Source organism: Streptomyces sp. NPDC041135, assembly GCF_055592085.1.
Map to the genome: position 1 here is coordinate 222,855 of NZ_JBVIYZ010000011.1, position 25,197 is coordinate 248,051.

General features: G+C 72.6%; 22 protein-coding genes and 2 tRNA genes. 6 read left to right on the forward strand and 18 right to left on the reverse strand.

Going from position 1 to position 25,197, the window contains the following annotated elements:
- Nucleotides 1–97: 97 nt before the first annotated feature.
- The 4 genes from ACZ6CZ_RS25095 to ACZ6CZ_RS25110 all read right to left on the reverse strand — a co-directional run bounded on the left by ACZ6CZ_RS25095 (nucleotide 98) and on the right by ACZ6CZ_RS25110 (nucleotide 5,419).
- A tRNA-Met gene (locus tag ACZ6CZ_RS25095) sits at nucleotides 98–171 on the reverse strand.
- 97 nt (nucleotides 172–268) lie between these two features.
- Entirely contained in the window at nucleotides 269–2,098 is a 1,830-nt protein-coding gene (locus ACZ6CZ_RS25100; protein ID WP_469025151.1) for a tetratricopeptide repeat protein, read from the reverse strand.
- A gap of 218 nt (nucleotides 2,099–2,316) precedes the next feature.
- A tRNA-Met gene (locus ACZ6CZ_RS25105) sits at nucleotides 2,317–2,390 on the reverse strand.
- An 89-nt stretch (nucleotides 2,391–2,479) separates the two neighbouring features.
- Entirely contained in the window at nucleotides 2,480–5,419 is a 2,940-nt protein-coding gene (locus tag ACZ6CZ_RS25110) for a UPF0182 family membrane protein (protein ID WP_469025266.1), read from the reverse strand.
- 163 nt (nucleotides 5,420–5,582) lie between these two features.
- Here ACZ6CZ_RS25110 and ACZ6CZ_RS25115 point away from each other — a divergent pair, with 163 nt between their 5' ends.
- Nucleotides 5,583–6,125, forward strand: coding sequence for a PPA1309 family protein (locus ACZ6CZ_RS25115; protein WP_469025153.1), 543 nt, complete (start codon nucleotides 5,583–5,585; stop codon nucleotides 6,123–6,125).
- A gap of 112 nt (nucleotides 6,126–6,237) precedes the next feature.
- Here the strand turns inward: ACZ6CZ_RS25115 and ACZ6CZ_RS25120 are convergent, their stop codons facing one another.
- From ACZ6CZ_RS25120 to ACZ6CZ_RS25135, 4 genes are all read right to left on the reverse strand, one after another.
- On the reverse strand, nucleotides 6,238–7,335 hold the full coding sequence (locus tag ACZ6CZ_RS25120) for a YlbL family protein (RefSeq protein WP_469025156.1): 1,098 nt from the start codon (nucleotides 7,333–7,335) through the stop codon (nucleotides 6,238–6,240).
- Nucleotides 7,336–7,395: 60 nt separating this feature from the next.
- Complete coding sequence (locus ACZ6CZ_RS25125) at nucleotides 7,396–7,560, reverse strand: hypothetical protein (protein WP_469025158.1); 165 nt, start codon at nucleotides 7,558–7,560, stop codon at nucleotides 7,396–7,398.
- 251 nt (nucleotides 7,561–7,811) lie between these two features.
- Entirely contained in the window at nucleotides 7,812–8,270 is a 459-nt protein-coding gene (locus ACZ6CZ_RS25130; RefSeq protein ID WP_469025159.1) for a molybdenum cofactor biosynthesis protein MoaE, read from the reverse strand.
- Between the two features lie 145 nt (nucleotides 8,271–8,415).
- Entirely contained in the window at nucleotides 8,416–9,528 is a 1,113-nt protein-coding gene (locus tag ACZ6CZ_RS25135; protein ID WP_469025162.1) for an SDR family oxidoreductase, read from the reverse strand.
- Between the two features lie 192 nt (nucleotides 9,529–9,720).
- Here ACZ6CZ_RS25135 and ACZ6CZ_RS25140 point away from each other — a divergent pair, with 192 nt between their 5' ends.
- Together ACZ6CZ_RS25140 and ACZ6CZ_RS25145 are read left to right on the forward strand one after the other, a co-directional pair.
- Entirely contained in the window at nucleotides 9,721–11,241 is a 1,521-nt protein-coding gene (locus tag ACZ6CZ_RS25140; RefSeq protein WP_469025165.1) for a zinc-dependent metalloprotease, read from the forward strand.
- On the forward strand, nucleotides 11,238–11,759 hold the full coding sequence (locus ACZ6CZ_RS25145) for an NUDIX hydrolase (protein WP_469025169.1): 522 nt from the start codon (nucleotides 11,238–11,240) through the stop codon (nucleotides 11,757–11,759). The genes ACZ6CZ_RS25140 and ACZ6CZ_RS25145 overlap by 4 nt, the downstream gene beginning before the upstream one ends.
- Before the next feature lie 61 nt (nucleotides 11,760–11,820).
- On the opposite strand, the gene ACZ6CZ_RS25150 is transcribed toward ACZ6CZ_RS25145, so the two are convergent.
- From ACZ6CZ_RS25150 to ACZ6CZ_RS25165, 4 genes are all read right to left on the reverse strand, one after another.
- The gene (locus ACZ6CZ_RS25150; protein ID WP_469025172.1) at nucleotides 11,821–12,576 is read right to left on the reverse strand and encodes an AIM24 family protein; all 756 of its coding nucleotides are present in this window, start codon (nucleotides 12,574–12,576) and stop codon (nucleotides 11,821–11,823) included.
- An 18-nt stretch (nucleotides 12,577–12,594) separates the two neighbouring features.
- Nucleotides 12,595–13,275, reverse strand: a complete 681-nt coding sequence (locus ACZ6CZ_RS25155; RefSeq protein WP_469025175.1) for an AIM24 family protein — start codon at nucleotides 13,273–13,275, stop codon at nucleotides 12,595–12,597.
- A gap of 11 nt (nucleotides 13,276–13,286) precedes the next feature.
- Entirely contained in the window at nucleotides 13,287–14,963 is a 1,677-nt protein-coding gene (locus ACZ6CZ_RS25160) for a TerD family protein (RefSeq protein WP_469025177.1), read from the reverse strand.
- Between the two features lie 137 nt (nucleotides 14,964–15,100).
- The gene (locus ACZ6CZ_RS25165; protein WP_469025179.1) at nucleotides 15,101–15,697 is read right to left on the reverse strand and encodes a M48 metallopeptidase family protein; all 597 of its coding nucleotides are present in this window, start codon (nucleotides 15,695–15,697) and stop codon (nucleotides 15,101–15,103) included.
- Between the two features lie 231 nt (nucleotides 15,698–15,928).
- Between ACZ6CZ_RS25165 and ACZ6CZ_RS25170 the strand changes: the two genes are divergently transcribed.
- The gene (locus tag ACZ6CZ_RS25170) at nucleotides 15,929–17,143 is read left to right on the forward strand and encodes a TOMM precursor leader peptide-binding protein (protein ID WP_469025181.1); all 1,215 of its coding nucleotides are present in this window, start codon (nucleotides 15,929–15,931) and stop codon (nucleotides 17,141–17,143) included.
- A complete protein-coding gene (locus ACZ6CZ_RS25175; protein ID WP_469025183.1) occupies nucleotides 17,136–18,488 on the forward strand; it encodes an ABC1 kinase family protein in 1,353 nt (450 codons plus the stop codon). The genes ACZ6CZ_RS25170 and ACZ6CZ_RS25175 overlap by 8 nt, the downstream gene beginning before the upstream one ends.
- A 133-nt stretch (nucleotides 18,489–18,621) precedes the next feature.
- Here ACZ6CZ_RS25175 and ACZ6CZ_RS25180 read toward each other — a convergent pair whose 3' ends face one another.
- From ACZ6CZ_RS25180 to ACZ6CZ_RS25195, 4 genes are all read right to left on the reverse strand, one after another.
- Nucleotides 18,622–18,945: a hypothetical protein gene (locus ACZ6CZ_RS25180; RefSeq protein WP_469025185.1), complete on the reverse strand. Its 324-nt coding sequence runs from the start codon at nucleotides 18,943–18,945 to the stop codon at nucleotides 18,622–18,624.
- On the reverse strand, nucleotides 18,942–19,310 hold the full coding sequence (locus ACZ6CZ_RS25185) for a WhiB family transcriptional regulator (protein WP_469025188.1): 369 nt from the start codon (nucleotides 19,308–19,310) through the stop codon (nucleotides 18,942–18,944). The genes ACZ6CZ_RS25180 and ACZ6CZ_RS25185 overlap by 4 nt, the downstream gene beginning before the upstream one ends.
- 176 nt (nucleotides 19,311–19,486) lie before the next feature.
- On the reverse strand, nucleotides 19,487–19,798 hold the full coding sequence (locus ACZ6CZ_RS25190; RefSeq protein WP_469025190.1) for a hypothetical protein: 312 nt from the start codon (nucleotides 19,796–19,798) through the stop codon (nucleotides 19,487–19,489).
- Nucleotides 19,799–19,960: 162 nt separating this feature from the next.
- Entirely contained in the window at nucleotides 19,961–22,240 is a 2,280-nt protein-coding gene (locus ACZ6CZ_RS25195; RefSeq protein ID WP_469025193.1) for an ATP-dependent DNA helicase UvrD2, read from the reverse strand.
- A 175-nt stretch (nucleotides 22,241–22,415) separates the two neighbouring features.
- Between ACZ6CZ_RS25195 and ACZ6CZ_RS25200 the strand changes: the two genes are divergently transcribed.
- Nucleotides 22,416–22,673: a mycoredoxin gene (locus ACZ6CZ_RS25200; protein WP_469025195.1), complete on the forward strand. Its 258-nt coding sequence runs from the start codon at nucleotides 22,416–22,418 to the stop codon at nucleotides 22,671–22,673.
- 90 nt (nucleotides 22,674–22,763) lie between these two features.
- Here ACZ6CZ_RS25200 and nudC read toward each other — a convergent pair whose 3' ends face one another.
- Both nudC and ACZ6CZ_RS25210 read right to left on the reverse strand, forming a co-directional pair.
- On the reverse strand, nucleotides 22,764–23,708 hold the full coding sequence (nudC, locus tag ACZ6CZ_RS25205; RefSeq protein WP_469025198.1) for an NAD(+) diphosphatase: 945 nt from the start codon (nucleotides 23,706–23,708) through the stop codon (nucleotides 22,764–22,766).
- An 84-nt stretch (nucleotides 23,709–23,792) separates the two neighbouring features.
- Nucleotides 23,793–25,196 (reverse strand): dipeptidase, encoded by a 1,404-nt coding sequence (locus tag ACZ6CZ_RS25210; protein WP_469025200.1) that lies wholly within the window; start codon nucleotides 25,194–25,196, stop codon nucleotides 23,793–23,795.
- Between the last annotated feature and the right edge of the window lies 1 nt (nucleotide 25,197).

Consider the following 25,197-nt stretch of genomic DNA (forward strand, 5'->3'; position numbering starts at 1 on the left):
GGGGCTTCCGCGTGCGCGGCCTCGGGCGGCAGCCACCGTGCGCGCCAAAAAGCCGAGGGCCGGAACCCATGTCTGGATTCCGGCCCTCGGCCTTCAGTAGCGGGGACAGGATTTGAACCTGCGACCTCTGGGTTATGAGCCCAGCGAGCTACCGAGCTGCTCCACCCCGCGTCGGTAAACACGACAGTACGCGAGGGGAGGGAGGGGAAGCAAATCAATACCGGGGCGAGTGGCCGGGGTCACGTTCCCGCACGTCCCGGGGCGCGTCTCAGGCCGACAGCTCCTCCCGCAGCGCGTCCCGCAGCCGGCCCGCCCGTTCCGCCACCTCGACCGGCCCCAGCGCCACCGCCAGGTCGGCCCAGCGCTGGCCCTCCGCCAGCTCACCGCGACGCGCGTAGAGCAGGGCCAGCCGGAGCGCCGCCCGTCCGTGCCCGGCGTCGGCGGCCCGCTTCCACCACACCGCCGCCTCCGGCTCGCTCCCCTCCCGGGCCAGCAGCAGCCCGAGGTTGAACGCCCCGTTGCGCGACCCGGCCTCGGCCGCCGACCGGTACCAGCGCGCGGCCTCGACCACGTCGCCGCGGGCGGCCGCCAGCATCCCGACCCGCACCTGGGCGCGCCGGTGCCCCTGCGTGGCCGCCCGCTCGTACCACTCCTCGCACTCGGTCTTCTCGTGCGCCGTCTCGCCCAGCTCGTGCTCGGACACCGGCGGCCGCCGCGCGTCGAGCACGGTCGCCAGCCGGTACGCCGCCTCGGGGCTCCCGCCGCCCGCCGCGCAGCGCAGGTGCCGCTCGGCATCGAGCTCGTCGCCCTCCCGCAGCCGGGCGATGCCGACCTGGAGCGCCGCCTCGGTGTGCCCGGCGGCCGCCGCCCGCTCGTACCAGCGCAGCGCCTCGGCGTCCTCGCCGCGGCCGGCGTACAGGATGCCCAGGTTGAACGCGGCGTCGACGCTGCCGGCCTCCGCCGCCTTGGAGAACCACGGCTCCGCGCCGCTCGTGTCGCCGCCCTGGAGCAGCAGGACGGCCAGCGCGTTGGCCGCCTCCCGGTGCCCGGCGTAGGCCGCGCGCCGGTACCACTGCTCGGCCTGGGCGGTACGGCCCTGCTCGGCGCAGAGCAGCCCGAGGTTGTACGCCCCGTTGTCGTCCCCGGCCTCCAGGGCCGCCCGGTACCAGCGCTCGGCGGTCTGCGTCTCGCCGCGCTCGGCGTGCAGGGCGCCCAGCGCGTTGGCCGCGTTGCCGTCGCCGTCCTGGGCGGCACGCAGCCACCACACCGCGGCACTCTCGGTGTCCCCGGCGTCGCGCAGCAGGAAGCCCAGCGCGCAGGCGGCCCGGGCCTCGCCGTCCTTGGCGGAGGTCAGGTACCAGCGCCCCGCCTCCTTCAGCAGGCCGCGCCGCTCCAGGATCGCGCCGAGGTGCAGCGCGGCCCGCCGGTGGCCGCGCGCGGCGGCCTGCCGGTACCACTGCTCGGCCTCGTCGGCGGCGTCGTCGGGCCCGGGCTCGTCCTCGAGGGCGGCGGCGCGGTCCGGGTCGTCCCCCGCGGCCCTGCGGTCGATCGCGCGCGCGAGCCGGTAGGCGGCCTCCCGGTGCCCGCGTTCGGCGGCGGCCCGCATCCAGTGCCCGGCGCCGGCGTCACCGCGGTGCTCCAGCAGGTCGGCGAGCGCGTAGGCGCCCAGCGCGTGCCCCTGCTCGGCGGACTGGCGCAACCAGTACTCGGCGGCGGGCTCGTCGCCGCGCTCGCGGTGGTGGCGGCCGAGCGCGTGGGCGGCGGCGGCGGAACCGGCGACGGCGGCGATGCGCCACCAGCCGGCGGCCTCGTCGGCGTACCCGCGCTGGTGCAGCAGGACGCCCAGGTTGTTGGCGGCCGCCCGGTCACCGGCGGCGGTGGCGGCACGCAGCTGGGGCTCGGCTCCGTCGAGATCGCCGCGGCGCAGCAGCAGGGCGCCGAGCACGCTCGTCGCCTCGACGTCGCCGGCCTGCGCGGCGAGTCGCAGACGTACTTCCTCGGCGGCCTCCCCCATCTCGTCCTGGGAGGGTTCCGCACCGGAAGGCTGCACAAATCGCCCTGTCCCGAACAGAGTTGCCTTGTCCCCCATAACGTCCATCGTCGCACCACCTGCAACCTGGGTACACCCGGTATACCGCAGCCCGTGAGGTCACTTCAGCGTTTTGTCGACATGCCCACAGAGAGACAAGTCAAACACGGATCGCCCAACTCCCCCCAGCGGCGCGGCGCCTGTGCGCATCGGCACATGCGTTCGCCGCCCTCGTCCGAACATCACGAAGGCCCGGATCCTCAAGGGATCCGGGCCTTCGATGGCAGTAGCGGGGACAGGATTTGAACCTGCGACCTCTGGGTTATGAGCCCAGCGAGCTACCGAGCTGCTCCACCCCGCGCCGTTTGCTTCGTAACCGTACCACGGCGCGGAGGGGGCCCCTGACCAGCGGCCTCCTCAGCCTCTCCCCTCAGCCACTGCTCTCAGCCGCTAGCCTCCCGAGCCCTCGCTGGGACTGGCGCTGGGGCTACTGCTGGGACTGGCGCTCGGGGTGGCGCTCGTGCCGGCCTTCTTGTCGGCCTTGTCCTGCGCCTCCTCGGCCCGCTTCAGCGCCGCCTCCAGGTCCTTCTGCGCCTTGGCGTACGCCTCCCAGTCCGGCTTCCTCAGGGCCTCCTGCCCCGCGTCGAAGGCCTTCTGGGCGTCGGTCAGGGCCTCCTGGACGGTCGGGTTGGCGGACGTCGGCGGGTTGCCCGTGTCGTTCTCCGGTGGCGTGGTGACGGGACCCTTCACGCCGAACACCTTGTCCAGCGCCTCGCCCAGGGTGTTCTCGAAGGCGGTCTCGCCCTCGTAGGTCACCAGCACCTTGCGCAGCAACGGGTACTTGAGGCCGCCGCCGCGTACGTAGACCGGCTCCACGTAGAGCAGTCCTCCGTCCAGCGGCACGGTCAGCAGATTGCCGTACTCGATGTCGGAGTCGCCGCCCTTGAGGAGCTTGATGGCCGCGGCGATGTCCTGTTCGGAGTTGAACTGGCTCTGCACCTGTTTGGGCCCGTCGACCGTGGTGCTCGTCGGCAGTTTCAGAATTCTGATCTTGCCGTAGTCACCGGTCCCGGCCTCGGCGTCGACGGTCATGAACGCGCTGAGGTTGTCGCGCCCGTTGGGCGTGAACGTCGTCGACAGCGAGAACGCCTGCGCCGACTGGTCGGGCATCTTCATGCTCACGTAGTACGGCGGCACCGCGTTGCCCGACTTGTTGGTCGGGTCGTCGGGCACCTGCCACACCTCGCTGCCGGTGAGGAAGGTCTGCGCGTCCGTCACGTGGTAGCGGGTGAGCAGCTCGCGCTGCACCTTGAACAGGTCCTGCGGGTAGCGCAGGTGGTCCATCAGCGCCTGCGAGATCGCGGTCCGGGGCTGCACCGTGCCGGGGAAGGCCTTCATCCAGGTCTTCAGCACCGGGTCCTCGGTGTCCCACTGGTACAGCTTCACCTCACCGGTGTAGGCGTCGACGGTCGCCTTCACGGAGTTGCGGATGTAGTTGACCTGGTTCTGCTGGGCCACCACCGCGCGGGAGTTGTTGGTGGCGGTCAGCGAGTCGGCCGTCGTGTCGCCCAGGGTCGTCCGGGAGGCGTACGGATAGCCGTTCGTCGTGGTGTACGCGTCGACGATCCACTGGATCCTGTGGTTCACCACCGCCGGGTAGGCGTCGCCGTCGATGGTCAGCCAGGGGGCGACCGCCTCGACCCGCTCCTTGGGCGTGCGGTTGTACAGGATGCGCGAGCCCTTGCCGATCGCGCCCGAGTAGAGGATCTGCGGCTCGTTGAACGCCAGCGCGTACGCGGCCCGGTTGACCGGGTTGGCGAGGTTGACGCCGCTGGTGCCGGCGTAACTGGTGGTCTGCTCGCCGTTGTCGTCGGAGTAGTCGATCTCCTTCTGGGGACCGCCGACGATCGAGTACGTGGTGGTCTTCTCGCCGTAGTAGACGCGCTGCTGGTACGTGCCCAGGTCGCCCTTGGAGGGCAGGTCGTACTCGGTGAAGACCGGACGGCCCTCGGAGTCGGCCTCGGTGCCCTTGGCGGCGACCACGCCGTAGCCGTGGGTGTACCGGAAGTGGTCGTTGATCCAGTTGTTCTTCGGGACGCCGGTGAGGTCCAGCTCACGCAGCCCGATGACGGTGTCCTGGTCCTTGCCGTCCTTCGTGGCGTACCGGTCGACGTCGAGGTTGGTGGGGAACCCGTAGTAGTTACGCATCTGCTGGAGCTGCTGGAACGTCGGCGAGACGATGTTCGGGTCCAGGATGCGGATGCTGGCGGCGGAGCCGACGTCGTCGCGCAGCTTCGTCCGGTCCGTGGTGGTGCTCTTGCCCGCGTACTCGGTGACCTTGGTGTCGTCGATGCCGTACGCCTCGCGGGTCGCCTTGAGGTTCTTCTGGACGTACGGCGCTTCCTTGGCCTGCTCGTTGGGCTGGACCTGGAACTTCTGGACGATCGCCGGGTAGAGCCCGCCGATGAGGATCGCCGAGAGGACCATCAGGCCGAAGCCGATGACGGGCAGCTGCCAGGTGCGCCGCCACAGGGTGGCGAAGAACAGCAGCGCGCAGATCACCGCGATGCAGAACAGGATCGTCTTGGCCGGCAGGTAGGCGTTGGCGTCGACGTACCGCAGGCCCGTCCAGTTGTCGGTGGCCTTGAAGTCGCTGGACTTCACCGCCAGCCCGTACCGGTCGAGCCAGTAGGCGACCGCCTTCAGGGCGACGAAGATCCCCAGCAGCACCGACAGGTGGCCCGTGGCGGCGGCGGTGGCACGCGCGCCCGGGCTGGTGATGCGCAGGCCGCCGTACAGGTAGTGGGTGAGCGCGGCGGCGATCAGGGACAGGATCGCGGCGGCGAACCCGAAGCCCAGCAGGAACCGGTACCAGGGAAGATCGAAGGCGTAGAAGGACACGTCGAGGTGGAACTGCGGGTCCTTCTGGTGGAAGGGCACGCCGTTGACCCACATCAGCCAGGTGCGCCACTGGCTGGACGCCGAGGCACCCGCGATCAGCCCGACGAGGGCGGTCACGCCCAGCAGCAGCCACGTCTTGTACGGCGCGATGCCCATCCGGTAGCGGTCCAGGCTCTGCTGCTCCATGGACATGGCACTCAGCGGGGGCCGCAGCCGGTGCGCCAGCCAGATGTTCAGCCCGACCGCGACCGCCATCAGCAGACCGAAGACGAAGAACAGCCCGATCTTCGTCCACAGGGTGGTGGTGAACACGGACGAGTAGTGCACCGACCGGTACCAGAGCCAGTCCGTCCAGAAACCCGCGAACATGGTGAACGCCATGCCGAGCACGGCGAGGACGCCCAGTGTCATGAGCAGGGTCCGGACACGCCGGGACGGGCGGCCCGCTCTGATCCGTGGCCCCGTCGGGCCGCCGCCGCGGTCGGGCATCTGGAAAGCCAAGGTGCGCACCTCGAAGTCGCTGTCGGTCCGTCAGGTCCCCGTTGTCGTGGACCGTCCGTGGTCCCCGGTGATCGAGGGTCCACACCTATGCAACTTACTCAGGGTTTACTCGGTTCCCGATTCCGGCCCTGAACGAGGCAGGATTGTGACCATGTCCAACACTCCCATGGCAGCGAACCCGCTCACCCGGGCCGTACTCGAGATCGACGAGTACGCCTCCGGCCTCGGCTGGGACCAGCCCGCTCGCCTCTTCGCCCTCGTAGACACCGCACGGCTGCGGGCCCAGGAGCCCTCGCTCGCGGCTCAGCTCGGCCTGGAGGACGAGCCCCAGACCACCGGCCTCACCCCGATCGAGCAGGAGGAGATCGCCGCGGACAAGCCGCTGGACGACTTCCTCGGCACCATCGCCTGGCCCGACGCGGTGGCCGGCTGCGCGCTCACGGTGGAGCGCCTGATGCTGCCGCCGTCCGCCGAGGCGCAGGTTCCCCAGGGCCTGAGCGGCGCCCGGCTGACGAAGTGGGTGGCGGAGCACCCCGAGCGCCAGGAGGTCCGGATGACCGTCGCGGTGCTGCGCGACGGCTCCCGTGAGTCGGCGCTGCGCCTGCGCGAGAAGGACTCCCCGACCGAGGTCCTGACCGGCCCCGACCTGGTCCCCGGCCTCGCGGACGCCCTGGCGGCGACCTTCGAGGACTGACACCCCGGCCCGGCTCCCGCCCGGGCGGCCGCACGGCCCGCCCCGCGGGTCGGCGGTACGGCGCCGGGGGCGCCGCGCGCGGGGCGCCCCCGGCCGCGTACGCGCGTGTGCGTCAGCCCTTGGCGGTGCACCGCGGCAGTGCGGCGGTGTCGCCGCCGCGGATGTCCTTCAGGGCGCCGAGCGCGTCCTTGATCGTTTTGACCTTGACCAGGGTCAGGCCGCTCGGGGTGTCCTTGGCGGCGGCCGCGCAGTTGTCGGCGGGCGTCAGGAAGTACCGGGCGCCCTTGCTGCGCGCGCCGACGGTCTTCATCTCGATCCCGCCGATCGGCCCGACCGTGCCGGCGTCGTCGATGGTGCCGGTGCCGGCGACGAAGGTGCCGCCCGTGAGGCTGCCCGGGGTGAGCTTGTCGTAGATCCCGAGGGCGAACATCAGTCCGGCGCTGGGTCCGCCCACGTCGGCGAGCTTGATGTCGATGATGAACGGGAAGGTGTGGTCGGTCCCGGCGGAGATGCCGACGATGGCGCGCTTGGTGCCGCCGTCGTCGGAGGCCGTCGTGGTGATGGTGACCTTCTGGGTCGCGGTCGCCGTCCGGTGCGCCTTCTCGGCGGCGGCCTGCTCCTTGGCGGGCACGACGGTGAAGACGACGTCCTGCCCGGGCTTGTGCTCGGTCACCAGCTTGGCCACGTCGGACGGCTGCTTGACCGCCGTGCCGTCGACGGCCTTGATCACGTCACCGGCGTGCAGCCTGCCCTCGGCCGGGGAGCCCTTGACCACGGTGGAGACGATCACCCAGGACTTCACCGGGACGTCCAGCTGCTTCAGGGCGGCGACCTTGGCGCTCTCCTGGGACTGGCTGAACTCCTCGGCGTTCTCCTGGGTCGACTGCTCCTCCGTCTTGCCGTCCGGGTAGAGGGTGTCGTGCGGCACGATCTTGCTGTCGTGGGCCAGCCACCCGTACACCGCCTCCACCAGGTTCATCCGGAAGTCGGCGCTGGTGACCCTGACGGTGGTCATGTTCAGGTTTCCGGAGGTCGGGTAGGTCCGGCGTCCGGAGATCTGCAGCACCGGCTCGCCGTCGTGGTCCCCGAGCGTGTTCACCGTCGGACCCGGGGACATCTCCGCGTACGGCACGGGAATGAGCACTCCCGCGCACAGGAGCGCGATCAGCATCAGGGTGGAGGCGAGCATCGTCGCGGTGCGGCGTGGCATGCCACGACAGTACGGGACGGCTCTGTCAGCGCACCGTCAGGGCACCCCGGAGCGCGGGCCTCACACGCCCGGGTGGGACTTCTCCATCGCCGCGCGGAAGCGGGCGTACCCGTCCAGCTCGGGACCGTCGCTGCGGGCCTTCCGGGTCCGGCCGGCCCAACTTCCCCACAGACCGGCACCGATCCCAGCCACCAGCGGAATCAGCAACCAGGCGAGCGCCGCCATGCCGACCTCCCAACCCCATGAGTGTCCGCAACTGACTGATCAGCAGATTAACCTTCCGCACGGACAACGCTCACGGCAGGGGTGCGGTTACGCAACCGGAACCACTCCACCGGCGGACCCCTCGCCTCACCGGGCCACGGCCCTGCAACGAGGCGCTACGCGCCCACCCGCCCACCCGTCACCCGACCACCACCCCCCAACGAGGCGCTACGCGCCCACCCGTCACCCGACCACCACCCCCCAACGAGGCGCTACGCGCCCACCCATTCTTCGGTGCCGTCCGAGAACCTCTGGTGCTTCCAGATCGGCACCTCGTGCTTGAGGTCGTCGATCAGCTGCCGGCAGGCCTCGAAGGCCTCCCCACGGTGGGGGCACGACACGCCGACGACGACCGCGAGATCGCCCACCGCCAGATCACCCACCCGGTGGACGGCCGCCAGCGCCCGCACCGGGAACCGCGTGACCACCCGCTCCGCGATCCGCCGCATCTCCGCCTCGGCGCTGGGGTGGCACGAGTAGCCGAGCGCGTCCACGCCGGTGCCCTCGTCGTGGTTGCGCACGGTGCCCACGAACAGCGCGGTGCCCCCGGCCGCGTCGTCGCCCACGGCACGGAAGACCTCGTCCACCGACAGGGCGCTGTCCCGGACGGCGATCAGCTTGATGGGGTCGGGAGCCGCCTGCTCACCGGGGTGATCGTTCGTGGGTGCCATGCCCCCATCGTGCCGCACGCGCGCGACGGACCGGAATATGAGTTTCCCCCGTCACGCGCGCGGGACCGTTGGAGCGTCCTACAGGCCTGCCCCGCCGGACGGGACGGAACGGGGCCAGGCCGCGTCGCACGGCCCGCCGGCCCGGTCAGATCCGCCGCCGCGCCTTGCGGGCCCGCCGGACCACCGCCGCCGCGCCCAGCAGGGCGACCGTGGCGCCCGCCGCGCCCGCCGCCGTCGCGTCCTTGCGGCCCAGCCGGCGCCCGGCCACCGTGTGCCGCCCGGACACCTCGGCCAGCAGCTCCGCGAGGACCTCCTCGTTGGTCCAGCGCGGCCGCCACCCGGCCTCGTGCAGCCGGCTCCCGCTGACCACCCAGGGGTACATCGTGTACGCCAGGTCCCCGGCCGGTGAGGGGGTGAGCCCGATGCGGTGCAGCCGGGCCGCCGCGCCGAGCGCGACCGCCGACGGCAGCTCCATCCGCCGGATACCGCTCAGCTCCTCGACCTCCTCCTGCTCCAGCCACCCGTCGCACCCCACGACCAGCTCGCCGTCCACCTTCTCCAGCACCGCGTACTCCAGCGCGCCGCACAGGTCCTCGACGTGGCAGAACTGCCAGGCGGGCCGCGACCCGGCCACCACCAGCAGCCGGGGCGACTCGAAGTACCGGGTCAGCGCGGTGTCGGTGCCGCCGACCAGCACCGCCGGCCGTACGACGGTGACGTTCAGCCCCGGGTGCGCCCGGGGCGCGCGCCGCGCGAGCCGCTCGATCTCCAGCAGGTCCCCGACGCCCGTGGCCTCGGCCGTGGCCCGCAGCTCGGCGTCCTCCGACAGCGGCAGCTCGTTCTCCGGCAGCGCCCCGTAGACCATGGCGGACGTGCACAGCACCACCCGGTGCACCCCGGCGGCCGCGGCCGCCGTCAGCACGGTCTGCGTCCCCCGCACGTTGTAGGCCGTACGGGCGGCCGCGTCACTGCCCAGGTCCAGGTCGAGGGCGAGGTGCACCACCACGTCCACGCCGCGCAGCTTGTCCGCGATCGCCGGATCACGGACGTCCAGGATGTGCCAGCGGGCCGCCGCGCACTCCCCGCGCCGCTCGTCGATGGCGACGACCTGCTTGATCTCCTCCGAGGCGGCGAGCCGCTCGGTGAGCAGCGCGCCCACCCCGGTGGCGGCACCGGTGACCGCGACGACGGGTCCTCGGGCGGCGGACGGGGCCGAAAGGTTTCGCGCTGCGCGAACCTGCGGATCTGGGGAACTCACCGGGCGTCTCCAGCGGTTGTCTTCAGTACGGGCGCGAGTGACGCGTACGTACCAGGTGGCATCCATCCTGCCGCAGGCCGACTGTCGGCGAAGCACCGAGGCCCGATCGGGTCCAGGTGTCTACGCTGGGTGGTGTTGTCGGGCAGCCGCGCCGCCGGAGAGAACCGGTGGCCTTACCAGCCGAGGAATCCCGTGAGTGACACCCCATTCGGATTCGGCCTTCCGCCGGAGGAGCCGGAAGACGGCGACGAGGGCAAGAAGAAGGACCAGAGGAGCGGTGGTGGGCAGGGACCGGCCGATCCGCTCGGCTTCGGGCTGCCCGGTGCCGGAGGCTTTGGCGGCCCCGGCGCGGACAACCCGCTCGCTGCCATGTTCGGCTCGCTGAACCCCACCGACCTGGGCGCCGCGTTCCAGCAGCTGGGCCAGATGCTCTCCTACGAGGGCGGCCCGGTGAACTGGGACATGGCCAAGCAGATCGCCCGCCAGACGGTCTCCCAGGGCACGTCGGACGGCGTCAAGGACGCGAGCGTCGGCCCGGCCGAGCGCACCGCCGTCCAGGAGGCCGTCCGTCTCGCCGACCTCTGGCTGGACGACGCCACGTCCCTGCCGTCGGGCGCCGGCTCGGCGGTGGCCTGGTCGCGCGCGGAGTGGGTCGAGGCGACCCTGCCCGCGTGGCGGGAGCTGGTCGACCCGGTCGCCGAGCGGGTGGGCACGGCCATGGGCGACGTCCTGCCCGAGGAGATGCAGGCCATGGCGGGCCCGCTGATCGGCATGATGCGCTCGATGGGCGGTGCCATGTTCGGCACCCAGATCGGGCAGGCCGTCGGGGTCCTCGCGGGCGAGGTCGTCGGCTCCACCGACATCGGCCTGCCGCTGGGTCCGGCCGGCAAGGCCGCGCTGCTGCCGGCCAACGTCGAGGCGTTCGGCAGGGACCTCGGCGTGCCCAAGGAGGAGGTGCGGCTCTACCTCGCCCTGCGCGAGGCCGCCCACCAGCGCCTGTTCGCCCACGTGCCGTGGCTGCGCTCCCACCTCTTCGGCGCGGTCGACGGCTACGCGCGCGGGATCAAGGTCGACACGGCCAAGCTGGAGGACGTGGTCGGCCAGTTCGACCCGCAGAACCCGGAGCAGCTTCAGGACGCGCTGCAGCAGGGCATGTTCCAGCCCGAGGACACGCCCGAGCAGAAGGCCGCCCTGGCCCGTCTGGAGACCGCGCTGGCGCTCGTCGAGGGCTGGGTGGACGCGGTGGTCCACGCCGCCGCGAAGCCGCGCCTGGCGTCCGCCGACGCCCTGCGGGAGACCCTGCGCCGCCGCCGCGCCACAGGCGGACCGGCGGAGCAGACGTTCGCCACGCTGATCGGCCTGGAGCTGCGCCCGCGCCGGCTGCGTGACGCCTCCCGGCTGTGGGCCTCGCTGACCGACGCGCGCGGCGTCGACGGCAGGGACGCCCTGTGGGCCCACCCGGACATGCTGCCCACGGCCGGCGACCTGGACGACCCGGACGGCTTCGTGCACCGCGAGCAGCTGGACTTCTCCGAGCTGGACAAGATGCTCGGCGACGCGGCGAGCGCCTCGGCCGGGAAGACCGACCTGCGCAAGCACGACGCGCTGGACACCCCGGCGGACGCCTCCGCCGACGCCGCGGACGACGCTCCCCAGGACGACGGCAAGGACGACGGCAAGGCCACCGGCGGCAAGGGCGACGGCGCGGAGTGAGCCTGTACGACGACGCGGTCCTCGTGCTCAAGAACCATGAGGGCCAGGAAGAGCTGCGCCAGGCCTATCTGGACCACCTGGCCGAGCACCCGGACGGCATGTGGAAGGCCTGCCACGCCGGTCACGTGACGGCGAGCGCCCTGGTGCTCGACCCGGCGCGCGGCCGGGTCCTGCTCACCCTGCACCGGAAGCTGCGGATGTGGTTGCAGATGGGCGGCCACTGCGAGCCCGGCGACGCCACCCTGGAGGCGGCGGCCCTGCGCGAGGCGGCCGAGGAGTCCGGCATCCCCGGGCTGACCCTCCTCCCGGGCGGCCCGGTGCGCCTGGACCGGCATCCGATCCCGGCGCCCTGCCACTGGCACTACGACGTGCAGTACGCGGCCGTGGCCCCGCAGGGCGCCGAGCACGCGATCAGCGACGAGTCGCTCGACCTGCGCTGGTTCGCCTACGCCGACGTGCCGGACGTGGCCGACGAGTCGGTCGTCCGCCTGCTGGAGGCCGCCCGCGCGCGTCTGTAGCGGTGGGAGAACGGGTGCGGGGCGGCCGCCCGGCGGCCGCCCCCCGGGTCGCCCTCCTGGGTCAGCTCCAGGCGTTGCCCTGGTTCTGTCCCCGCGCGCCCTGCTGGCCCATGCCGAACTGCACGGCGACGCCCTGGCCGATGACGACGTTCTGCGGCGGCAGCAGTTCACTCGGCTGGACGAGCGCGAACCCGGAGCCCATGAAGCTCAGCTCCCAGCCCTCCCCGGTGCTGCCGCGCCGCCGCCACACCCCGGAGGAGTGCGTCTGGGCCTGCATCTGCACCCGCAGCCCGGTGGACCAGGCGACGATGGCGTCGGCGTCGCAGTTGGCGTACTTGTCGGGCGTGACCTCCAGCAGCAGCGGCGCGCCCGAGGTCATCAGGGCGACCTTGCCGCGCCCGGTGATGTTGAGCTGGTACTTCCCCGAGCCGGAGATGCCGTAGAGGCTGTCGACGGCGATGACCTCGTGGTGCAGCGAGGAGTCCATGGCGAGGACGTAGCTGCTGTCGACGGTGAGCCCGTCCTGCTCGACGTCCATGACGTGGATGTGCTGAGCGAGGTTGGCGAGGTAGACGGTGCCCTGCCCGTGGCAGCGCATCAGGTCCAGGCCCTCGCCGGTGCGGGCACGCGCGTGTGCCTGGTGGTGGCTGCGGTACTCGGCGTCGAACTCGACGAGGCCCTGGTAGGCGACCATGGTGCCCTTGCGGGCCAGGAGGTCGTCGCGGCCGTCGAGGACGATGCGCAGCATCTGCTTGTTCTGCAGGCTGTAGCGGTCCTGGGCCTGGGAGTCGTTGAAGGCGAAAAGCGGGCTCTGCATGATGACTGTGGCTCCCCCTCAGCCCCGGAACCGCAGGCGGTCGGTGCTGTCCTCACTGGGCTGGACGACGACGATGCCCTGGCCGGAGAAGGCCATCTGGTAGGCCTCCCCGCTGCCCCGGCCGATCAGCGACTGGGCCTTGAAGCTGCGCTTGCCCTTCACCTTGAGGTTCGGGGACCAGGCGACCAGCGCGTCCGGGTCGACGTAGGTCTCGTCCTCGCCGCCCCCGCAGTCGACGACGATCGGCTTGCCCCGGGAGGTCAGCGCGACCCAGCCCTGCCCGGAGATCCTGGTGTTCCACAGGCCCTGCCCGGCGAACTTCGCCAGCCCCTTCACCCGCTCCACGCCCCAGCTGAGGTGGGCGTCGAAGGCGAGGAGGTTGGTGGCGTTGACGGAGATGCCGTCGCCGTTGAGGTTGATCACGACGACGTCGGCGCCGTAGTCCGCGAGGTAGAGCAGGCCGTCGCCGGAGCACTTCATCAGGGGCGCGCCCTCGCCGGTGACCCAGTCCCGGGCGATCTGGCGGACCGCCGGCGGGTTGGGCTCGTACTGGATGAAGCCTTCGTAGGCGACCATCGAGCCCACGCGCGCGAGGAGGTCGTTGCCGGTCTGCATGGCGACCTTCAGCATGTGGTTGCCGTGGGTGTCCATGCGGGCGGTGACGGGTGCGGGGGCGTAGCCCGCGAGTGGCTGGTTCATGACGGGCTCCCTCAGACCTCGTACGGCTGGACGACGATGAAGTTGCCGGGAGCGCCCCGGAACTGCAGGTTGACGCTCTCCCCGGTGTCGCCCGCGTAGGCGTTGCGGCGCATCCTGACCTGGCTGGAGACGATCACCTGGGAGGCGGCCGACCAGGCGACCACCGCGTTGCAGTCGGCGAACGTGGTCGGCGTCACGGGCAGCACGACGGGCGTGCCGTGCGTCTTGACGACGATGGTGCCGGTGCCCTGGAACTGCATCGTGAACAGGGCGCCGCCGGGGATGCCGTGCCCCTCGACGCGGCGGACCTCGTACTGCAGGCTCTCGTCGAAGGCGAGGACGTTCTCGGCGGAGACGCAGATGGCGTCCCCCTGGAGTTCGACCGGGTGCAGGTGCGTGGAGTTCTCGGCGAGGAACACCTGGCCCTGGCCGGTGCAGCGCATCAGCTGCATCTCCTGCCCGGTGGCGTTGCCGACGATCCGGCCGGCGAATCCGGCGCCCTTGTAGCTGAAGTCGACCTTGCCCTGGTAGAGCACCATGCTGCCCTGCCGGGCCAGCACCGGCTGGCCGCCGATTCCGAGGTCGACGCGGATGAGCTTCTTGTTCTGCTGCGTCCAGCGCTGCCCGGTGGGCGTCTCCTTGAACTTCTGGAGCGCGGCGCCCACCCCGGCGCCGCCCTGGGGAGCGCCCTGCGGCACCCCGTAGGAGGCGGCGGCCTGCTGCCCGGGGACCTGGCCGTACGGCGGCTGCTGCTGGCCGTAGCCCGGTGGCGGGGTCGGCTGACCGTAGCCGGGCGGCGGCGCGGGGGCGTGCGGGGCGGGGGGCTGACCGTAGCCGGGCGGCATGGGGGCGCTCGGGGCGCCGGGGGCGCCGCCGTAGGACGGCTGCTGCGGCGGGAGGCCGAAGGGCGCGGGTGCCGGGGCCGGGGCCGGGGCCGGCGGCGGGACGGTGCCCGGGGGGTGCGGGGTCAGCGGGGCGATGACGGTGGGCGCCGCGTGCACGTTCGGGCCGGCGGGCGCGGGGGGCGGCGTGAAGCCCTGCGGGGCCGGCGGGGAGGGCGCGGGGGCGCCGAACGCGGGCGCGGGGGTGCTCCCGGGCGGCGGGGCGAACCCGGGCGCGGCGTTGCCCGCCGGCTGCTGCGGCGCGGCGGGCGCCTCCTCGTCCAGCACCTCGCCGCCGAAGTTCTTCAGCAGCGCCTCCAGGCCGCCGTCGAAGCCCTGGCCGACGGCGGCGAACCGCCACACGTCCTTGAAGTAGAAGTCGCCGAGCATCACGGCCCGCTCGGTGGAGAACTCGGCGCCGCTGAAGGAGTAGCGGGCGACCTCCTCGCCGCCGGCGACGACGCGGAGGTATCCGGGGCCGATCTGGGACATCTGCCCGGAGCCATCGACGGTCGCGGTGAACGACAGCTTCCGGATCTGCGGCGGGATCTGGTCCAGCGTGACGCGGAAGGACTCGGTGTCGCCCGCCTGCGCGCCCAGCAGCTGGATGGACTCCTCGGGCGACTTCGGCTGGTTGAAGAAGATGAAGTACCGGTCGTCGGAGAGGCGTTCCTCGGCGTCGAGGCCGAAGCAGCTGATGTCGAAGTTCAGTCCGGGGGCGGAGATCTGCACGCCTACGTACAGATCCGTGCCCGGCGTGAGGTCACTGATCCTGGCCTTGTGGCCGCGTTGGAATTCCCTGGCCATGCGTTACGACCGTCCCCCATCCCGAATGCGAGTGCGTCGCGCCAGGCTAACGGCAAACTCCGACAACCGGCGCAGCCGGTACAGACCCGGTACACAACCGGATCCGGACCCGCCGGGAACCGCCTCGCGCGGGCCGGTCACTCACCGGGCGCGTCGGGCAGCTGCGGCAGCCGGCCGGCGGCGGCCACCCCTTCGAGGTAGCCGCGGGCCCGCTCGGTGCGCGGGTAGGCCTCCAGCAGCCGCCAGAAACCGGGGCCGTGACCGGGCACCAGCAGGTGGGCCAGCTCGTGGCAGAGCACGTAGTCGACGACGTACTCCGGCATGCCCTGGAGGCGGTGCGAGAGCCGGATGCTGCCCTCGGCGGGGGTGCACGAACCCCAGCGGGTGTTCTGGTTGGTGACCCAGCGCACCGAGCGGGGCCGGGCCCGGCCGCCGAAGTACTGCTCCGACAGCCGCCGGGCGCGCTCGGCCAGCTCGGTGTCGCCCAGCACCCGCCGGCTCTCCTGCGCGGCGAGCTTGTCGAGCATGACGCTCACCCAGCGCTGCTCCTCCGCCTCGGACATGCGGGCGGGGATGAGCACGACGGTGCGATCGCCCTCGCGGTACGCGGAGACCGTCCGGCGGCGCCGGGCACTCCTGCGGACCTCGATCGCGCTCGCCCCCGAGCCGCTGGGCGGCTGGCTCGTCGTGCTGCGCTGTGGTTGTCCGGCGCGGTGCAGGGGATCGGCGGGCACGCCCCGACGTTACCCGCTGCGCAGGGGGGAAGTCCCGGCTGCGGGACGGTTCCGCGCCGATCCCCCACCATGCGTCTGATTCGTACGACGAATACCCCCGGCCTGTGGACAACTTGCGGCACCCCGCGGCAGGGCCGGGCATGCTGGCAGTCGTCGGCGCAGCACGACCGGCTGCGCCGACCGATGGGGACGAACGGGACTTTTCCTTTTCCAGGGCTACGGGGGCCTGTCATGCATCCGATGGTGAAGCCCGCGCTGCGGCGCGGCTGGCGCGACCTGAACACCGTGCAGTTCGGGATGACTCCGGCGCACGCGATGACACTCGGTCCGATGGACACCGCGACGGGCAGTTTCCTGGAACTGCTCAACGGCACCCGCGGGCCGGCGCTGCTGCGGGAGGAGGGCCGCCGCATGGACCTGCCGGACGGCCATGTCGACACCTTGGTGCGACGGCTGACACGGGCGGGTCTGATCGACGACGCGCGCGGCGGCGGTCCGGCCGCCGCGGCCCTGCGGGAGGAACCGGACGTCCTGGACCGGCTGCGGCCCGACCTGGCGTCACTGTCCCTGACCACGCGGGAGCCGGGTGAGGCCCTGGACCGGCTCGCGGCACGCCGCTCGCTGCGCGTGCAGGTGCGGGGCGCGGGCCGGGTCGGTTCGGTGCTGGCCTCCGTGCTGTCGGGCGCGGGGATCGGCGAGGTCGACGTGCGTGACATCGGACACGTGGAGCCGTGGGACGTCGCGCCGGGCGGAGCGGCCGCGGACGCCGTCGGGGAGCGCCGCGGCGAGGCGGCGCGGCAGGCCGTGCGCCGCGCGGCGCCGGACCGTCCGCCGCGCCGCACCCGCGCCACGCCGTCCGGCACCGGTGAGCCGCCTCTGTCCCTGGTGATCGTCGTTCCGCGGGACGACGTCCTCGTGCACGCGCCCGACCCCGGTGCGGCGGAAGCCCTCATGACCTCGGGCACGCCTCATCTCTACGCCGGCGTCGTGGAGGGCACCGGCGTCGTCGGGCCCCTGGTCCTGCCCGGGGAGACGAGCTGCGCGGGCTGCCTGCACCAGGGCCGCACCGACCGGGACCCCGCCTGGCCCCGCCTGGTCACCCAGTGGCGCTCGGGCAGGGCCCGCCAGATCGGCCCCTGCGACGTGACGCTGGCCACGACGGTCGCCGGTCTGGCCGCCGCCCACGCCCTGTCCTTCCTCGACGGGCAGTCGCCCTCCAGCACGGGCACACGCTGGGAGGTGTCACTGCCCGCACTGCGCTGGCACTCCCGCCCGGTCCTGCCGCATCCCGCCTGCGGCTGCGGGGCGGCGCGCGGAGGTGAGGCAGAGCACACCTCCACCAACGGGGAGCCGCGCGCGACAATGGCGGTGCGACGGCCGTCGACGGAGCGACGACGCGAGGCAGACGCGGCGCGGCCGACTGGTACTTGGAGGGCGCATGTCTGATCTTCCCCGCAAGGCGGTCACCCGGACCGCCAAGCTCGCCGCGCTCCCGCTCGGCTTCGCCGGCCGGGCGACCTGGGGGCTGGGCAAACGGATCGTGGGCGAGTCCGCGGAGATCGTCGGCCGGGAGCTGCAACAGCGCACGGCGGAGCAGCTGTTCAAGGTCCTCGGGGAGCTGAAGGGCGGTGCCATGAAGTTCGGGCAGGCCCTGTCGGTCTTCGAGTCCGCCCTCCCCGAGGAGGTCGCCGGCCCCTACCGGGCGGCGCTGACCAAGCTCCAGGAGGCGGCCCCGCCGATGCCCACCCGCACGGTGCACGCCGTGCTCGACGAGCGGCTGGGGACGGACTGGCGGGAGCTGTTCCTGGAGTTCGAGGAGAAGCCGTCGGCGGCGGCCTCGATCGGGCAGGTGCACCGCGGGGTGTGGCACGACGGCCGCGCGGTGGCCGTCAAGGTGCAGTACCCCGGCGCGGGCGAGGCCCTGCTGTCCGACCTGACGCAACTGGCACGCTTCTCCCGTCTGCTGGGGCCGCTGGTGCCCGGGATGGACATCAAGCCGCTGCTCGCCGAACTGCGCGACCGCGTCTCGGAGGAGCTGGACTACGGGCTGGAGGCGCAGGCGCAGGCGGCGCACGCGCGGGAGTTCGCGGACGACCCCGACGTGGTCGTCCCCGCGGTGGTGCACCAGTGCGACCAGGTGCTGGTCACCGAGTGGATCGACGGGATCCCCCTCTCGGAGGTCATCGCGGACGGCACGCCGTCACAGCGCGACCGGGCCGGTCAGCTGCTGGCCCGCTTCCTCTTCTCCGGCCCCGCCCGTACCGGTCTGCTGCACGCCGACCCGCATCCCGGCAACTTCCGGCTGCTCCCCGGCGGCCCCGGCGGCGAGGACGACTGGCGGCTGGGCGTGCTGGACTTCGGCACCGTCGACCGCCTGCCCGGCGGCCTGCCGACGCCGATCGGCGACTCCCTGCGGATGACCCTGGACGGCGACGCGGAGGCGGTCTACGCCCTGCTGTCCGCCGAGGGGTTCGTCAAGGAGTCCATAGAGCTGGACCCCGACGCGGTGCTCGACTACCTGCTGCCGATCATCGAGCCCGCCCGGGTCGAGGCTTTCACCTTCACCCGCGGCTGGATGCGCGGTCAGGCGGCCCGCATCGCCGACCCCCGCTCCCCCGCCTACCAGCTCGCCAAGCGGTTCAACCTGCCGCCCGCCTACCTGCTCATCCACCGGGTGACGCTGAGCACCATCGGGGTGCTGTGCCAGCTGGGGGCGACGGTGCGGCTGCGTGACGAACTGGAGGAGTGGCTGCCTGGCTTCGTCCTGGAGGAGACCACGGAGACGGCCTAGGCGGACCGAGCCGCTGACTTGGCCTGGGCGCGGGGCGTGACGCGCCGCGGGGGCCGGTCCGTCGTTCGGACCGGCCCCCGCGGGGAGCCCGTTCGCCTCCCTGGTCGGGAGGCCACGGTTCAGTCGGAGCGGATCACTGCATGACGGCCATGGCGAGCGCCCGGCGGGCACGCAGCGAGGCGCGCTCGGCCCGGCGCTGCATCCGGCGGGCGGTCGCCAGGCGCACGGCCCGGCGTTCCCGCTCGGCCTCGTGCAGTCGCTCGCGCATATGCGCGCGAGCCATGGCTTCTGGGATGAGTTGCATCTCTCGGGTCCTGTTCTGGCGCGAGTCGGTCGCGCCGGCGGTGGTGAAGTCTTGGATCGCGGAGCCCGCGGGCTCGCTGGTGGACGGCTTCATCGGGGCCTGCTTCTTGGGGTCGTGCGTGAGGGGACGGTCGATCGTTCCGGGGGTGTTCATGCCGTGACCGGGTTCTTGCGCGGGCGGCCACGCGGCCGCTTGCGGGCGACGACGACGCCCTGGACGAACAGCTCGCCACCCCAGACGCCCCAGGGCTCGCGGCGCTCCTTGGCCCCGGCGAGGCAGGCCTCGACCAGCGGGCAGGTGCGGCAGAGGGACTTGGCGTACTCGACGTCCGCCGGCGACTCGGCGAAGAAGACCTCCGGGTCGTAGGAACGGCAGGGGACGGGTACGCCGAGGTTCTCGATGGCTTCGTCGAGAGCGGTGAGCGCGGTGAGCGGGAACAAGGTGGAGTCCTCCGTGAGGCCGGGCGGGGGGATCGTTTCCGAAGGCGGTACGGACGGGGCGTGCGCTTCGAGTTGCACGGGTCGGTGTCCTCGTCTGGTCGTTTCCGGCCCTGTGGGGCCGGGAGGCGGCTGGTACCGGGTTCTTGTCTTGTCCCGAGGCCCCTTCGCTCCGCTCTCCCCGCTCGGGGAAAACAGAAGGGCCGCGGATCCCGGATGGGGTTCCGCGGCCCTGAAGGCGCCGGCCTGATCGTCGATCAGGCTGGATCACTCCAGGGTTCTGGCCCACGGAAGGCCCACATCTGGTGGTGCTGCGTCGTCTTGACTCCGGCACCGGTCGCCGCAAAGGCATAGGCATGCGCCTGTGCCGCTACCGCTTCCAGTGCCTTGGTCGGTCGCTCATTGCGCTCACGGACGGGAAGACCCGCCAGAGACAGGGAGGACGCCGGACGGACGGCACGAATGCCGGACAGACCGGTGCCCAGGGTCGAGGCGCCGAGCATGCACAGGGAGACGGTCGAGCGATCGGTCATTTTGGCCGCGCTGCTGATGGTGTTGATGCTGATCACTGGACTCGCCTCCTCTCGGCGTCTCAAGGGCTGGGATGAACCAGCCATCGGATATGCAAGTAGAGCACGGAATCAGGGCCTCGGAGAAGGCCGCCGTTTCCGTGCCTAGAACCTATGGGGATTCGCGGGGCATGCGCAAACTATTTTTTCGACGAGTTCGCATCAGTCCTCCCCGTCGGCCTCGCCGACCTCCTGGCCTGCGCAGATGGCCAGCACATCGGCCCCGTAGCGGTCCAGCTTCCGGGTGAGGACGCCGGGGATGCGGGCCAGCTGCGCGGGGCTGTCGGGACGGGCCTCGGCGATGGCCATCAGGGTCCGGTCGGTGAAGACGCAGAAGTCCGGCTGGCCGCTGCGCCGGCCCTGCACCGCCCGCCACTCCCGCAGCCGGAGGTAGAGACCCTCGTCCATGTCGGAGGGGCAGTCCTCGCAGCGCATCAGCTTCATCTCGCCCGCGTCGGTGAGGGTGCGCCCGCAGACGCGGCAGCGGGCCGGGCTGCGCTGGGCGCGCCGGGGGACGCTCGCGACGCCGCCGGTGATCCCCCGTTCGATGCCGCCGGCGGCCCCGGCGGCGGCCCGGCCGACGGTGGCCGTCGTGCCGGGGCGCAGGCCGTCGAGGAAGTGGCTGGGCCGGCGGCTCGCGCGGCCGCCGGGCGAGCGGGACAGGGACCAGGACAGGTGGAGCCGTTCCCGGGCGCGGGTCACGCCCACGTAGAGCAGCCGGCGCTCCTCCTCGATCTGCTCGTCCGTGCGGGCGTAGGTGATCGGCACCATGCCCTCGGCGATCCCGACCAGGAAGACGACGTCCCACTCCAGGCCCTTGGCCGCGTGCAGGGAGGCCAGGGTGACGCCCTGCACGGTCGGGGCGTGCTGGGCGCCCGCCCGCTCGTCGAGTTCGGCCACGAAGTCGCTCAGGCCGGCGCCGGGCCGGGCGGCGGCGAAGTCGTGGGCGAGGCCGACGAGCGCGGCCAGCGACTCCCAGCGCTCCCTTACGGCTCCGGAACCGGCCGGGGGCACGGTGGTCCAGCCCTCTCCCGACAGGACGGCGCGCACCTGGGAGGGCAGGTCGACGGCGTCGTCCAGCAGGGAGTCGTTGCCGCCGAAGCGGGCCGCGCCGCGCAGGGCGGTCCCCGCCTTGCGGACCTCGGGGCGGTCGAAGAAACGCTCGGCGCCGCGCAGCTGGTACGGGACCGCGGCGTCCGCGAGTGCCTGCTCGTAGGTCTCGGACTGGGAGTTCGTGCGGAACAGGACGGCGATCTCGGCGGCCGGGACGCCCGAGTCGATGAGTTCCCGGATGCGGCGGGCGGCGCCCTCCGCCTCGGCGGGCTCGTCGGTGTACTCGGTGAAGACCGGCTCGGGGCCCGCAGCGCGCTGGGAGATCAGCTCCAGGCGGTGGTCGGCGGCGCGGCCGCTGGCCTGGGCGAGCAGACCGTTGGCGAGCCGGACGACCTGGGGGGTGGAGCGGTAGTCACGGACCAGCTTGACGACGGTGGCGCCGGGGTGGCGGGCGCGGAAGTCGAGGAGGTGGTCGGGGGTGGCCCCGGTGAAGGAGTAGATCGTCTGGCTGGCGTCCCCGACGACGCACAGGCTGTCGCGGTCGCCGAGCCACAGTTCGAGCAGGCGCTGCTGGAGGGGGCTGACGTCCTGGTACTCGTCGACGACGAAGTGCTGGTACTGGGAGCGGACCTGGTCGGCGATGTCGTGCCGGTCCTGCAGCACGGCGACGGTCAGCAGCAGGACGTCCTCGAAGTCGATGACGGCGCGCTGCCGCTTGAGGTCCTCGTAGGCGGCGTAGAGGTGGGCGATCTCGGCCGGGTCACGGGGGGCCTCGCGGCCTGCCTTGGCGGCTGCCGCCGGGTAGTCGGCGGGGACGGTCTGGGTGACCTTGGACCATTCGATCTCGGCGGTGGTGTCCCGCAGCTCGCCGCGGTCCAGGCGGACACCGCACGCGGCCGCCGCCTCGGCGACGAGCTGGATCTTCCGGTCGATGATCCGGGGCATGGAGCCACCGACGGCTTTCGGCCAGAAGTACTGGAGCTGGCGCAGCGCCGCGGAGTGGAAGGTGCGGGCCTGCACGCCCTGCGCGCCGAGCTGCCGGAGGCGGCCGCGCATCTCGCCCGCGGCGCGGTTGGTGAAGGTGACGGCGAGCACGCTGGAGGGCTGGAGGATGCCGGCCCGGACCCCGTAGGCGATGCGGTGGGTGATCGCCCGGGTCTTGCCGGTGCCCGCTCCGGCCAGCACGCACACCGGTCCGTGCAGGGCGGTGGCCACCTCGCGCTGCTCGGGGTCGAGCCCTTCGAGCACCGCGTCGGCCGAGTCCGGTGCCTGCGGGAAGAGAGGGGAGTGCGTTGCTGCTGTCACACAGCCATGCTGCCAGGTCCCGCGGGACGGCTGTGCCGGTTGTCCACAGGGACGGGCTCGCAGTCGTACTAATGCGGCACGCATCACGCCGGCCGCACCGGCGGAGCGGGCGTGACGTACGTCAGGGGCGGGCCCGGGGCACGTGCGGGGCGGGTCCGCGACGGGTCCGGGGGTACGCGCGAGGCGGGGAATGGCGCGCCGGTCGCGTACGTTCCTCCTCTGGACGACCTTCCCGAGCTGCCTGAGGAGCGCGAGAGACATGCAGGGCACTGTGACGATGTACAGCACGACTTGGTGCGGTTACTGCCGGCGGCTGAAGAGCCAGCTGGACCGCGAAGGTATCGGCTACACCGAGATCAACATCGAGCAGGACCCGCAGTCCGCGGCGTTCGTCGAGCAGGCGAATGGCGGAAACCAGACGGTGCCCACGGTGCGTGTGGTGCCGGCCGGCGGCGGGAACGAGGTCGTCATGACGAACCCCAGCCTGGCCCAGGTGAAGCAGGCCCTCGCGGTCTGACGCCACCCGGCACGGCGGCAGCGCGCCCCCTGAGGTCGAGACGACCGCAGGGGGCGCGCTGCCGTGTGGGACCGGTGTGCCGGCCGGGTCCTATGTGAAGCTGCGGGTGGGCAGGGGTTTGCCGTACCAGAGTTCGATCAGGCGGGCGGCGATGGAGATGCCGTACGGCGGCAGCACCTCGCCGGCCTCGAAGGCGGCGTGCAGCTCCTCGCGGGAGAACCAGCGGGCCTCGTGGATCTCGTCGCCGTCGACCTCGATGTCGGTCGAGGTGGCGCGGGCCATGAAGCCGAGCATGAGGCTCGACGGGAAGGGCCAGGGCTGGCTGGCGACGTACTCGACCTGGCCGACGGTGATGCCGGCCTCCTCGAAGACCTCTCGGCGCACCGACTGCTCGATGGACTCCCCGGGCTCGACGAAGCCGGCGAGCGTGGAGAAGCGGCCCTCGGGCCAGTGGACCTGGCGGCCCAGCAGGATGCGGTCGTCCTCGTCGATGACGGCCATGATCACGGCCGGGTCGGTGCGCGGGTAGTGCTCGGCGCCGCAGGCCGGGCAGCGGCGGATGTGGCCGGCGGCGGCGATGACCGTGCGGTCGCCGCAGCGGGAGCAGAAGCGGTGGGTGCGCTGCCAGTTCTCCAGCCCGACCGCGTGCACCATGAGCCCGGCGTCCCGCGGCGACAGCAGCAGGCCCGCCTCGCGCAGACCGGCCGCGCGGGCCGACTGGTCGATGCGGCCGGGCAGGGAGTCCTTCTGCAGGGCGAAGTAGCTGACGCCGTCCTCGTCGATGCCCAGGAAGTAGCGGTGGGCCTCGGTCAGGGGCGCCTCGAAGGAGGGCGTCATGACGAGTTCGGTCCGGCCGTCGGGCGTCTCGTCGATGAGTACCTGGCCGCCGGACACCACGAAGCAGCGGGTCGTGGGATGGCTCCACGCGGCCGCCAGCCAGGCCTCGTCGAGCCGGTGGTGGGCGGCGCGGTCGATGCCGCTCGGAGCGGTGAGCGAGATGGGCCGGTCGGCGGTGTGGTCGATCCAGGTGGTCACGGGTGCTTCCAACTCCCCCAGTGGAACGGTCGGTTCGGTGGGTGGTTCGGCGGGCGGCGGGGCAGCGGGCCGGGCGCGGGCGGGTCAGGACGCGCGGGGCCAGGTGCGGGCGAGGTCGTCCCACAGATAGGCACTGGTCTCCACCCCCTTGAGCAGGAGATCCAGTTCGACCTTCTCGTTCGGCGCGTGCCAGCCGTCGGAGGGGACGGAGATGCCAAGGAAGAGGACGGGGACGCCGAGCACCTCCTGGAGGTCGGCGGCGGGGCCGGAGCCGCCCTCGCGGGTGAAGCGGACCGGGCTCTCGAAGGCACGGCCCATGGCGCGGACCACCGACTCCAGGGCGGGGTGGTCGAGCGGGGTCAGGCACGGGCGGGTGGCCGAGCCGAAGGTGATCTCGTGCCGGATGCCGGCGGGGATCCGCTCGTCGGCCCAGGCGCGGACGGCCTTCTCGATGTGGTCGGGGTCCTGCCCCGCGACCAGCCGGAAGGACAGCTTGACCATGGCCGAGGACGGGACGACGGTCTTGCTGCCGGGGCCCTGGTAGCCGCCGCCGATGCCGTTGACCTCGGCGGTCGGGCGGGCCCAGATGCGTTCCAGGGTGGTGTGTCCGGCCTCCCCGTGCGCGGCGTGGGACTTGGCGGTGCGCAGCCACGTCCGCTCGTCGAAGGGCAGCTCGGCGAACAGCTCGCGCTCCCGGTCGGTCAGCTCGACGATGCCGTCGTAGAAGCCGGGTACCGCCACGCGCGCGTGCTCGTCGTGCAGCGCGGCCACCAGCCGGGCCGCGGCGGTGGCCGGGTTGGGCACGGCGCCGCCGAAGGAGCCGGAGTGGATGTCCTGGTCGGGGCCGTACAGCCGGATCTCGCACTCGGCGAGGCCGCGCATGCCGGTGCACACCGTGGGTGTGTCCTCGGCCCACATGCCGGTGTCGGAGACGATCACGGCGTCGGCGGCGAGCCGGCCGGCGCGCTCCTCGACGAGGGCCCGGAAGTGCGGCGAGCCGGACTCCTCCTCGCCCTCGATGAGCAGCTTGAGGTGGACGGCGGGGGCGGTGCGGCCGGTGGCGGCCAGGTGGGCGCGGACGCCGAGTGTGTGGAAGAACACCTGGCCCTTGTCGTCTGCCGCCCCGCGCGCGTAGAGGCGGTTGCCGCGGACGACGGGCTCGAAGGGCTCGCTGTCCCAGCCGTCCTCGCGGGCGGCGGGCTGGACGTCGTGATGGCCGTAGACGAGCACGGTGGGCGCTTGCGCGTCGGCCGCGGGCCACTCGGCGAAGACGGCCGGGGCGCCCGGTGTCTGCCAGACCTCGGCGGTCGGGAAGCCGGTGTCCTTCAGCTTGGCGGCGAGCCAGTCGGCGCTGCGCCGTACGTCCGTCGCGTGCTCGGGCTGGGCCGACACGGACGGGATGCGCAGCCACTCGGCGAGGTCGTCGAGGAAGGCGGCGCGGTGCTGCTCGATGTACGTACGGACGGCGCTGTCCGGGGTCTGGCTCATG